This is a genomic window from Actinomadura sp. KC216, assembly GCF_004348535.1.
GTDB lineage: Bacteria > Actinomycetota > Actinomycetes > Streptosporangiales > Streptosporangiaceae > Spirillospora.
Map to the genome: position 1 here is coordinate 1 of NZ_SMJX01000276.1, position 10973 is coordinate 10973.

General features: G+C 68.2%; 10 protein-coding genes. 7 read left to right on the forward strand and 3 right to left on the reverse strand.

Going from position 1 to position 10973, the window contains the following annotated elements; all coding sequences use genetic code 11:
* Window positions 1-251: 251 nt before the first annotated feature.
* On the reverse strand, window positions 252-815 hold the full coding sequence (locus tag E1264_RS33045; protein WP_132179801.1) for a hypothetical protein: 564 nt from the start codon (window positions 813-815) through the stop codon (window positions 252-254).
* A gap of 520 nt (window positions 816-1335) precedes the next feature.
* On the opposite strand from E1264_RS33045, the gene E1264_RS33050 reads away from it, so the two are divergent.
* The 6 genes from E1264_RS33050 (at window position 1336) to E1264_RS33075 (ending at window position 6601) form a co-directional block, all read left to right on the forward strand.
* Window positions 1336-2121 carry a glutamate ABC transporter substrate-binding protein gene (locus tag E1264_RS33050; RefSeq protein WP_132179817.1) on the forward strand — a complete coding sequence of 262 codons (786 nt, stop codon included), beginning with the start codon at window positions 1336-1338 and terminating at the stop codon, window positions 2119-2121.
* A 28-nt stretch (window positions 2122-2149) separates the two neighbouring features.
* The gene (locus tag E1264_RS33055; protein ID WP_132179803.1) at window positions 2150-2788 is read left to right on the forward strand and encodes a hypothetical protein; all 639 of its coding nucleotides are present in this window, start codon (window positions 2150-2152) and stop codon (window positions 2786-2788) included.
* Between the two features lie 15 nt (window positions 2789-2803).
* The gene (locus tag E1264_RS33060; protein ID WP_243711312.1) at window positions 2804-3841 is read left to right on the forward strand and encodes an ImmA/IrrE family metallo-endopeptidase; all 1038 of its coding nucleotides are present in this window, start codon (window positions 2804-2806) and stop codon (window positions 3839-3841) included.
* A 163-nt stretch (window positions 3842-4004) separates the two neighbouring features.
* Window positions 4005-4871: a helix-turn-helix transcriptional regulator gene (locus E1264_RS33065; protein ID WP_243711313.1), complete on the forward strand. Its 867-nt coding sequence runs from the start codon at window positions 4005-4007 to the stop codon at window positions 4869-4871.
* 47 nt (window positions 4872-4918) lie between these two features.
* Window positions 4919-5536 (forward strand): alpha-ketoglutarate-dependent dioxygenase AlkB, encoded by a 618-nt coding sequence (locus E1264_RS33070; protein WP_132179807.1) that lies wholly within the window; start codon window positions 4919-4921, stop codon window positions 5534-5536.
* A 72-nt stretch (window positions 5537-5608) separates the two neighbouring features.
* Complete coding sequence (locus tag E1264_RS33075; protein ID WP_132179809.1) at window positions 5609-6601, forward strand: maleylpyruvate isomerase family mycothiol-dependent enzyme; 993 nt, start codon at window positions 5609-5611, stop codon at window positions 6599-6601.
* 399 nt (window positions 6602-7000) lie between these two features.
* Here E1264_RS33075 and E1264_RS33080 read toward each other — a convergent pair whose 3' ends face one another.
* Window positions 7001-7213 carry a DUF397 domain-containing protein gene (locus E1264_RS33080; protein WP_165964501.1) on the reverse strand — a complete coding sequence of 71 codons (213 nt, stop codon included), beginning with the start codon at window positions 7211-7213 and terminating at the stop codon, window positions 7001-7003.
* A 319-nt stretch (window positions 7214-7532) separates the two neighbouring features.
* Window positions 7533-8405 carry a helix-turn-helix transcriptional regulator gene (locus E1264_RS33085; protein ID WP_132179813.1) on the reverse strand — a complete coding sequence of 291 codons (873 nt, stop codon included), beginning with the start codon at window positions 8403-8405 and terminating at the stop codon, window positions 7533-7535.
* A gap of 887 nt (window positions 8406-9292) precedes the next feature.
* Between E1264_RS33085 and E1264_RS33090 the strand changes: the two genes are divergently transcribed.
* Window positions 9293-10930 carry a cyclic nucleotide-binding domain-containing protein gene (locus E1264_RS33090; protein ID WP_132179815.1) on the forward strand — a complete coding sequence of 546 codons (1638 nt, stop codon included), beginning with the start codon at window positions 9293-9295 and terminating at the stop codon, window positions 10928-10930.
* The last annotated feature ends 43 nt before the right edge of the window (window positions 10931-10973 follow it).

Consider the following 10973-nt stretch of genomic DNA (forward strand, 5'->3'; position numbering starts at 1 on the left):
CGTCCACCGGATAACAAGCGACACCGAAAGAACGCTCCCGCACCTGGTGAACGCCGTAGCCGCGACCCCCGCCGGGATGCTCGCACTCCACTGCCTAGCCGAAATCGGCCCGGCCGCAGCAGCCGCCACCCCACCCATCCGCGAAATCGCCGAGAGCCCACGCGTACTAGCAGCCGGACCCAGCACGGACAGAATCGCTACCGACCGCACCTACCAGTCCACAGCCACCACAGCCCTGGCCCGAATCAACGTCAGTCGAGGGCCCTCAACCGACCGGCAACTTCCTTAGCCAGACCAACCACCTGCGCCCGCTCCTTCTCCCCCGGCTCCGTATGCGTACGAGCCGACACATCCACGACCACGTTCGAGATCCGAAACTTGGCGTGAATGTCAAAAACCTTAATCTGAGCAAACACAATCACATACGACGCCCTATCGGTGGTGCCGTAAATCTTCATCCCGCCATCAACCACAGCCACCTCCGAACCGCGCCGAACCCGATTCTCATACCAGCGCACCAAACGCTCCTCCGCACGCTCCGGCCCGCTACCCTCCGGGCTCGCATGCGCGGTCTCGGCGAACACCCGAACCGTCCGGAACGGACGGTCGACCCCTCTCGGAACACTGCTCCACTTGCACTCCGAATGAGCATCACCACCCAGCCCGAGAAACCCCCGCGGCTCGGAATCCCCTGGTTCCCGCGCACCATTGCTCACCAAGGGCGCGAGCGTCGCCGCATCGGGCAAGATCCGGCAGGCATCAACGTCCTCGAACCGCCCATCCGAGTTGAAGACCCCCAACTGCCACCCAGCCATCGCCCCGCACCCACCAAGAAGGACAACGAAACCCGGCACAAGCACTAGTGCCAACCGCGAACGACCTCTGGACGAAACCGGTTCAACCACCCACTCAGAGTGACACACCAGCCCACCACACCACCCAGAGACGCCCAAGAACCCCAGCCGCCAAACCGCCACCGCAGACCCGGCTGCGTAGATCTCCGCCCCCTACCGTAAACGCATGCCCTGAGCCTGCCCACCGGGGTCCACGAGAGGCTCGCCAAGGAACTCTTCGCACTTTTCACTCGATCGCTTCGACCGTGGTCATCGTTGATGAGTTCCATCACGCGGCCACCGACTCATACAGCAGACTTCTCGATCGCCTCGGCCTGGTTGCGCTGCCTGGTCGCACGAGACTCGGTACCCCCTTCAAAGTGCTGGAAGAGGGCTATCCATCAACTGGGCCAGCAAGCATCGGCCATAGGGACGCCTGTTGGCGGCGGTTAAGTCATCTCGTGTTCATCTGGTGACCAGGTTGTGGCGGTAGTTGTGGCTCGTGCGTGCTGTTTTGGCGGTTTTGGTGTGTGTCGGGCTCGTGGGGTGTTCGGCTGCGCGGGCTTCTGTTCCGGGCGGCGATGTCGTCGTGGTCGGGGTTAAGGCCGACCAGCCTGGGCTCGGGTTCAGGGAAGGCGGCGTCTTCCGGGGGTTCGAGGTCGATGTGGGGACGTACATCGCCCGGCATATGGGGGCCTCGCGGGTGGAGTTCCGGGAGGTCAGGTCGGACGACCGGGAGCGGAAGCTGAACAGGCACCAGGTTGATCTGGTCCTCGCCTCGTACTCGATCACACCGGATCGGGCGAAGCTCGTCACGTTCGGCGGGCCCTACTACGTGGCGCACCAGGACGTCATGGTGCGGCGCGGGGAGACCCGGATTCGGGGTGTGCGTGACCTGGCGGGGCGGCGGATGTGCCAGGCCAGCGGGTCGGTTTCCACTGAGCGGGTGGTCAAAGGGCTGAGCATTCCCGCGAGGCTTGTTCCGGGGTCGTCCTACAGCGACTGTGTGGCCAAGTTGCGCGGTGGGGTTGTCGACGCGGTTTCCACGGGGGATCTGGTCCTGGCCGGGTTCGCGGCCGAGGATCTGGAGATCGTGAATGCGCCGTTCACCGACGAGCGGTACGGGGTCGGGCTGCGGAAAGGCGACGTCGACGAGTGCGAGGCGGTGAACCGGGCGCTCACCACCATGTATCAGGACGGGACGGCCGGGCAACTGCTGCGCAAGTGGTTCGGGAAGAGCGGGATCGAGCTGGTCGAAGAGGTGCCCCAGTTCGAGGGCTGCTCGTAATGTCGGTGCCACTGCCTAGAGTGGGCGGGTGGCTGAGGACAGGGTTGTTTGGGACGAGCTCCTGGCGGCCGGTTTCCTGCATGCGCTGCGGGACGCCCACCGGGACGCGACGCTGGCCGTCCTGGGCTCCCTGAGCCGGGCGGCGGGGTTCACGGAACGGTCGTACGGGGTCAGCGCGTTCGACGTGCTGGCGACGTGGATCGACCGGGTCTTCGAGGACGAGCCGCTGGTCATCCGGGACGATCTGAACGGCTCGCCCGGCTGGCGGTACGGGCCGTACCGGGTGCTGCTGAAGCGGCACGAGTTCGGGAACGTGCGGGGCATCCGGTGGGATCGCGACAGCCCCACCAAGCAGGCCGTGGCGCGGCAGGGATATGTCGAGGATCCGCAGCTGGAGCTGCCACTCGGCATCGGGCGCGACACGCCCGGGGTCGTGACGTTGGTGCTCGCGCACAGTGCGACCGATGAGCCGCTGGAAATGGAGCTTTTCCTGGGGCGGCCCAGGTGGAACGCGGACGGAGGGTCGGCCTGGCACTGGGTGCGGCAGCTCGACGACGCCATCGGCCCCGATCCACGTCGTAAGCTCGTCGAGCGGACGATGCCGTTGTGGGACGACGGGGAAGCCGATGTCCCGATGCGGCTCCGTGGGGAGACGAAATCGGCCTAGCAAAGGGTGGCGCGGGTGCTGTTCGACTGCGAGCGGCTGACGCTTGCCCGGCGGCTCAGGGGGTTGCGTAAGAATCAGGTCGCGCAGGCGGTGGGGACGACGCCGAAGGCGATCGGGCGATACGAGGCCGGGGTCCAGACGCCCGAGGAGCCGATGGTGCGGCGTTTGGCGATCGCGCTCGGCGTCCCCGTGGAGTTCTTTCAGGGCGGGCGGAGCCGCGCTTCGCTGGACGGGGCGCATTTCCGGTCGCTGAGGTCGACCAGCCAGATCGAGCGGGACCAGGCGCTCGCCTATGGACGGATCGCCACCGACGTGGTCGGCGCGCTGGAAGACCTTGTCGATTTCCCCGAGGTCGACCTGCCGGAGTACACGGTGTCGCCGGACGAGATCGCCGGAAACGGTCCGGTAGAGGCGGCGCGGGTTGCGCGAAAGGCTCTGGTCGGGGAGCCGGGCCCGGTGCCGCATATGGTGCGGCTGCTGGAAGGGCACGGTGTGATCGTGCTCGTCCTGCCGGACGCGGCGGAGCGGGTCGACGCGTTCAGCGTGGGCGTCCATCCGCGGCCGATGGTGTTCTTCAATCCGGCCAAGGGCGACTACTGGCGCAACCGTTTCGACGCCGCTCACGAGCTGGGCCATCTGGTCATGCACGCCGATGCCGAGCCGGGGGAGAAAATCGTCGAGGACCAGGCGCACCGTTTCGCGGCCGAATTCCTCATGCCGGAAGACGACATCGGCGGCGAACTCCCCGCAAGCCCCGACTGGGACCGCCTGGCCGAACTGAAGGCGATGTGGGGCGTCAGCATTGCGGCACTCCTGTACAGGGCGCGCACCTTGCGAATCATGAAAGAGGCCGCGTACCGGAACGCGATGACCGTGCTGAGTTCGCGTGGATGGCGGCGCCAGGAACCGGGGCCGGCGAAACCGCTTGAGCAGCCCACGATGCTGACACGGGCGATCGAGATCGTCGGTACGGCGGGCACCAGCCGCGACCTTGTGGCGGAACGGGCGCGGGTGACGAGAGCCGATCTCGACCTCCTCGTTCCCGCGCGTTAGCGCCCCGAGAAGTGGAACGATCCTGCCTGGCGTTCACGGACAATGATGTGATTTGTACACCAGGTCGGCGGTTACATACCTCTGACCGGAGGTTGCCTGCGCGTCCATCTCGCCTGTGAGACGCTCCGAGAGTTGTCGCGACGTACGAGACGCTGGAGGTCTTGTGCTTGACAATCGGCAGGCCGGCCCGACCGCGCTGCGCATGCAGATCGGCGCGCGGCTGCGGCGGTTACGGGAGGAGAAGGGCATCGGACGGGCGGAGGCGGGGGCCGCGATCCGCGGGTCGGCGTCCAAGATGTGCCGGCTTGAGCTCGGCCGCCACGGTTTCAAGGTGCGGGACGTCCTCGACCTCCTCGACCTGTACGGCCTGGACGACGAGGACGAACGGAGGAGTTTCGTCGACCTCGTCCGGGAGGCGAAGAAGCCGGGCTGGTGGCAGGGCTACGGCGACGTGGTCCCGACCTGGTTCGAGCAGTACATCGGGCTGGAGCAGTCGGCGTCGACGATCCGGAACTACGAGGTCCAGTACGTCCCGGGGCTGCTGCAGACGGCCGACTACGCGCGGGCGGTCATCGGGCTGGAGCACCACCACGCGCCGTACGACGAGCTCGACCGGCGGCTCAAGGTGCGGATGACCAGGCAGGACATCCTGCTCCGCCCGGTCACCCCGGTCAGGTTCTGGACGGTGATCGACGAGGCGGCACTGCGCCGGCCGATCGGCGGATCCGCGACGATGCGCGCCCAGATCGAGCACCTGATCAACGTGGCGGAATGCATGCCCAACGTGAAGGTGCAGCTGCTGCCGTTCTCCGCCGGCGGCCATCTCGCGCTGGGCGGCCCCATCACGATCGTCCGGTTCGCGGAGCACGACCTGGACGACGTCGTCTACCTCGAACAGCTGACCGGCGCCCGCTATCCGGAGGGCAGGGAGGCCGACCGCTACAAGGAGATCATGGACTCGCTGGCCGTCCGCGCCGCCCCTCCCGTCCGCACCGTAGCGGTCCTCACCGACATGCTGAAGGACTTCTGACCTCCCGAGATCGAACAGATGTTTGACTCGATGAGTACAGTGGGGACATGTTCCAGGCCTCACTGCTGGACGACACGGACGAGCGCGGTCCGCGCCCGCTGAGTTCCGCGCGGCGGACGCCGCTGGCGCACGGCGCCTGGGTGGACGTCCTGCCCGGCTGGATCCCGGGTGCGGACGCGCTGTTCGAGCGGCTGCACACGTCCGTCCCGTGGCGCGCGGAGAGCCGCCGCATGTACGACCGTGTCGTGGACGTGCCGCGGCTCCTGGCGTTCTACGACGAAGGCGACACGCTCCCCGACCCCGTCCTGGACGAAGCCAAAGCGGCGCTCGACGACCACTACGCGGAGGAACTCGGTGAGCCGTTCCGCACCGCGGGCCTGTGCCTGTACCGAGACGGACGCGACAGCGTGGCATGGCACGGCGACAGGATCGGCCGCGGCGCCACGGTGGACACGATGGTCGCGATCCTGTCCGTAGGGACGCCGCGGAACCTGCTGCTCCGCCCACGCGACGGCGGCCGGACGATCCGCCACGAACTCGGACACGGCGACCTCATCGTGATGGGCGGGAGCTGCCAGCGGACATGGGAGCACGCGATCCCGAAGAGCACCCGCGCCACCGGCCCCCGCATCAGCATCCAGTTCCGGCCCCGCAACGTCCGCTGAACGCTGTCAAGGTGGGACAGTCGGGCAAGGCAGGGGGTGTCGGGTGTGTCGACGGAGCCGGGGAGGCCGCTTGTGCCGCTTGCCGCGATCGATGCGGCGACGCGGGCGCTCCTTGCCACGGCGGACGGCTTCGATGACGGCGACGTCCGCGCGCCGTCGCTGCTTCCCGGCTGGACGCGCGGGCATGTCCTCACCCATGTCGCCAGGAACGCCGACGGCGGGACCCGCCTGCTCACCTGGGCCCGGACGGGCGTCGAGTCCTACGAGTACCCGAGCATGGAGGCCCGCGCCGCCGAGATCGAGGAAGGTGCCGGACGTCCCGCCGCCGCGCTCGTCGAGGACGTGCGGGACAGCGCCCGGCGGTTCGCCGACGCCTACGCGCTGATGCCGGACGAGGCGTGGACGCGGACCGTGCAGTGGACGTCGGGCGCACGCCACCCGGCCGCCCGCGCCGCGGACTCGCGGCTCACCGAAGTGCTCGTCCACCATGTCGACCTCGACGCCGGCTTCACGCCCTCCGATTGGCCCGCGGAGTTCACGTCGCGGGCGCTCGACAGCGTCGTCGCGGCCTTCGCGCGCCGTGAGGATGCCCCGCGCCTGCGGTTGCGCGCCACCGACACCGGCCGCGAACTCGGCAACAGCGAAGACCACGGCGCCGGTGAAGCCGCCAACGAAGGCGAAACCCGCGACAACGCCAAGACCCCCGACAACGACGAGACCCGCGACAACGACGAGACCCCCGGCAACCGCGAGACCCGCGGCGACGACGAGGCCCCTGGCAGCGGCGAGGCCCGCGGCGACGGCAAGGGCCCCGGCGACGACGAGGCCCGCGACAACGACGAGACCCGCGACAACGACGAGGTCCCCGGCAACCGCGAGGCCCGCGGCGACGGCAAGGGCCCCGGCGACGACGAGGTGCGCGGCGATGGCGAGAGTCCCGGTGGCGGCGGGGGCCTGGTGGTCGTCGCGGGGGCCGAGGCGTCTTTGCTCGCCTGGCTCATGGGGCGCTCCCGTGGGGAGGACCTCACCGGCGCCGCAGGCGTGACACTTCCCTTTCTCTACTGAGCACCGCGGCTTACGGCATCGGCGGCGCGTCCGGGCTCTGCGCAGCTCGGAGGGCCTCCCGAAGGAGGAGACGGCTCTTCCAACGCTCGCCCGGTTCCGCCGGGTCGGATGTACGGCGATCGGCCCGCCGGGGGCGGGTCCGTGAACGTCACTCGAAGATGGACGGCGGAACCGCTTCGGGACGCCGACGACGGCTCGGCGGCTCACCGGCGGTGACGGTGCGGGCGGTTCCGCCGCCGCGACAGAGTGGTCGGGTACGGTTCGGGGCCGATTCAGGTTTCGCCCGGGCTCGCCGAACCGTTCCCAGTTCGCAGGATTGTCAATAATAGCCAGTCAAGGCTTCCGGCCAGCGCCAGGTTCGACAATTTCCGCGATAGGCGCGAAAAAGAGTCCCGCGACTCAGCGTCCGTCCAGATCGCCGCTCTGGATCGCACTCAGCAGCTCATTCCACTGGGTGGAATCAAGGGCGATGACACCTGCCGAGGGGGCGAGCGAGTCCCGGACCAGCACGGACGGACCCAACGCCGCTACCTCCACGCAATCATCCTGGTTCACGCTCCGGCTGGCCTTGCGCCAGTTCAGCGCCGTTCCGTGAATCGATCGGCACACCATCCAGCAACCCTCCATCCATTGCCGGCGGGTGCCGTCTTGCCAACCGATCGGACAAGAACACCCGCCCGGCGAGCACCAAGCAGGGCACGGCAAACCACGACCTTGTGGATAATTTCCCGGTCATGAGTGTAAACGGTTCTAGTTATCCCGCCTACAAGGGACCACAAGATCACTCTGCGTGCTATGAAGGCCACTCGCCTTGGGGGTGCTCGATGCGGCCGTCACCTCCCGGTCGTGTCGAGTCGAGTTGCGGTGCTGGTGTCAGGCCATGGCCGGCGGTGTCGGGCCATGGCCTGACATGAGGCGATGGCTCTGGAAGTCAGGCCATCAGATCCTCGGCGGCCTGCCGGAGCAGCGCGATCGACTTCTCGGCCGGCAGTGCCTGCTCCAGCAGGAGCTCGAACGTGTCCCGGTACTCGGGGATCCTGTCGTCATCACCGGTGATCATCAGGCTCGCTCCGCCCCGGCCCTCGAGATAGAGGATGTCGTCCAGGTCCCCGTCGAACTCCAGGAGGCTGAACGGGCCTTCGAGCCCGAGGTGCGCGCCGCTGTTGAACGGGATGATCCGGATGGTCAGCCGATCGTCGCGCTCGGCGGAGTCGGCGATGCTGGTGAGCTGGGCGGGCATGATCGCGGGGTCGATCTTGATGCCGACATGGCGGCGGATCACCGCCTCGTCCACGATGTAGTGCTGGCGCGGCGGGTTCTTCCGCTTGGCGAGTTCCTGCTGCCGCTGGATGCGCAGCTTCGCGCCGAGGGCCCGGCCCTGCTCGGAGACCTTGCCCGTGGAGAGCACACTCGCGTATTCGGGCGTCTGGATGAGCCCCGGGATGACCGAACCGTGGAACTGCCGGATGTAGGCCGCGCCCGCCGAGTAGCCAACATAGTTGAGGAAGTTCGGGTCGAACTCGCCCCGGTAGGTGTTCCACCACGCGGGCTCCCGCGCGCCGCGGGCAAGCGACTGGAGACGCTCCTGCCGCCCCTCAGAGGTCACGTCGTACACCCTGAGCAAGGCTTGCAGGTCGGTCCGGGTGATGGCGTTCTTCCCCCCCTCGACCCGGATGAGCTTGGACGGAGACCATTCGAGCTGCCGCGCCACCTGGTCCTGCGTCAGCTTCTTTTCTTTGCGCAGGCGGACGAGTTCGGCGCGGAGCAGCGCGCTCTGGACGATCGGCCCCTGGTCACTGGTCATCTCAATCGCTCACTCTATGTAGTAGATGCCACCAGCTCGCATGCAACCTGGCAGCCCGCCATGTAGCGCAATACGTCCCGCCAGGGCGCTACCTGACGGGCCCGCGAGAACCCACCCCCGAGGGCCAGACCCGTCATATCGCTCGAAACTCGGCGATGGAGCTGCCAGACTGCTGCATGCCCGTAGACTATGTTGTAATGTGCTAGGTAGCAAAGTAGCAGACGTCGACCTGCCACCCGACGTGTTGCTACATAAGAAACTGGGAAAGACTTGACGCAGGGTGAGGGCTTGGACGGGCCACACGCGCTCCGTCCCGGGCCTCCCCGTCGGCGAACACGGGGACGGGCGCCGACGCGACGAAACAGTAGATACGCGCCGGGACGGGGAGGACAGGACGCCACGAAACGCCGAACATTCCGGAAACACCAGAAAAGAGAATAGAGTCGCCCGCCGCCTCCCAACGATCACCGGTTGCGAGCCAAGACGATCGAGGGAAAGCGGAGAGCGACTCCTCGAGACCGCGCGAGATCGTACCGGCCGGTCATGTCGGACTTTCGTGCGAAGTCGCTGAAAGATCCTGCCTGACCTGCTTAAACGCTCTCTGCGGACTCACCCAGTCTAACCGCGATCATGCGGTTCGGGCTAGTAGGTGAATGCGACTCGGTCCCCCCTGAACGAGCCGATGCCGGGCCCATCCCAGGCAGCCGGACGTACGGCGTCCGAAGTCGCGATTCGAGACATGGGGTTCTCGACATGTCAAGACTTCAAATTCTTGCCCCGACCATTGACGTCCACCGCCCCGCGAACCCACCATTCGCCGCCCCCCGCACACGATTCCCCAGCCGACTACCCTCTGCCATCCGGCCGATCGACTGGCGGGTGCGCTGATGGACGACCACGCCCGCCAGCACGACCCCGACCAGATCGTCGCGTCCGAAACCGGCCCCGCCGCCGACATCGCGTGGCCGGCTCACGACCGTCCCCAGAGCGACCGCCGGGACGCCGAACACCACCACCTGCCCGTCGCACCGGCCGGGCCGGGCCAGCAGGCGACCCCGCCGGCCCCGCCGGCTCCGCCGGTCCGGCCGGTTTCGCCGCCCCCGAGCCAGGGCTTCTGGGGCTACCTCACCGAGATCGAGCGGAACGACCTCCTCGCTCGCGTCGACGAGGTCGTCTACCCGGTCGGCACCGTGCTCTGGTTCGAGGGCCAGACCGCCGACCAGGCCGTCGTGATCCAGTCCGGGTCGATCCGGGTGTCGATCAACCGAGGCGGACGCGAGCGGATCATCGCGTTCCGCCGTCCCGGCGACATCGTCGGCGAGCGCGCGGCCCTGCTGCTGCGCCGCCGATCCGCGACGATCGTCGCCATGGACACCGTCCGTGGCCTGCGCCTCAGCACGCAGCAGTTCGTGTCCTACCTGAGCGACCACCCCCGCGTGGTCGCCGTCCTGGAACGCGAGCTGTACGACCGGCTCACCGAGCAGTCCATCCTGTTGTCCCAGCCGCAGTCGCCGTCTCCGTACATGACGACCGATCGGTACCAGCCCAACGCACCGCACGACCCCGCCGTCCAGTACGGCTCCATCACCTCGCACGGCTTCACCACGCCACAGCCGCCCACCGCACCGCTGGCCCCCGTCCCACCACATCTGCCGGACGCAACGCAGCTACCTGGCGCGACGCAGATGCCTGACACGTCGCGAGCCCCCAACATGCAGAACGGGGCGCAGAGGTACGCGACCGTGCCGATGCCGCTCCGCACGCCGCAGGATGATCAGGTCCACGACGCGGCGGCGGTGAACGGCGGAGCGGCCTACGCGATGCGGCCGCAGAACAGCGTGCCGGGGCCGGGGCAGGCGTCCGCCCTCGGCCCGTTCGAGGAGGAGCCGACGCAGCCCATGACCGCCGGCCGGAACGAGCCCGCCGGAGTGACGTGGGCGGGCCAGAACTGCACGATCGTGTTCACCGACATCGCGGGCTTCAGCGCGACCCACCGCAACGACCGCGACCGCCTCGACATGCGCCGCGCCATGTACGCGCTGCTCAGCGAGGCGTTCATGGAGTCGGGTGTGCCCTGGGCCGCCTGCCACATCGAGGACCGCGGCGACGGCGCGCTGATCGTCGTCCCGCCCGAGGTGCCGACCGCCGCCGTCATCGACCCCATGATCGCCTCTCTGGCGGAGGGGCTGCGCCACCACAACCAGCGGTCGAGGGACGCCGTCCGCATCCAGCTGCGGGTCGCGGTGCACGTCGGCCCCGTGATGCCCGACCCGCCCGGAGTGTCCGGCTGGGCGCTGATCCGCACCGCCCGGCTCCTGGACGCGCGCCCCCTCAAGGACCGCCTCGCCGCGACCGGCGCCGACCTCGGCTTCATCGCCTCGACGTTCGTCTACGAATCGGTCATCGTCCACGGCCCCGGCTACGTGAATCCGGCAGAGTACGAACCCGTCAGCTGCACGGTGAAGAAGCTCAAGACCGAAGGCTGGATCCATCTGCGCGGCGTGCCCGCCCGCTCCGCGATCTGACCTGCCGCCCGCCGGCCCGTTCCCGCACGGGCCGCTCCAGCCC

Coding starts and splice junctions, on each gene's coding strand:
- E1264_RS33090 (WP_132179815.1), top strand. CDS start 9,293: ATGGACGACCACGCCCGCCAGCACGACCCCGACCAGATCGTCGCGTCC.
- E1264_RS33080 (WP_165964501.1), bottom strand. CDS start 7,213: ATGGTGTGCCGATCGATTCACGGAACGGCGCTGAACTGGCGCAAGGCC.
- E1264_RS33070 (WP_132179807.1), top strand. CDS start 4,919: ATGTTCCAGGCCTCACTGCTGGACGACACGGACGAGCGCGGTCCGCGC.
- E1264_RS33085 (WP_132179813.1), bottom strand. CDS start 8,405: ATGACCAGTGACCAGGGGCCGATCGTCCAGAGCGCGCTGCTCCGCGCC.
- E1264_RS33045 (WP_132179801.1), bottom strand. CDS start 815: ATGGCTGGGTGGCAGTTGGGGGTCTTCAACTCGGATGGGCGGTTCGAG.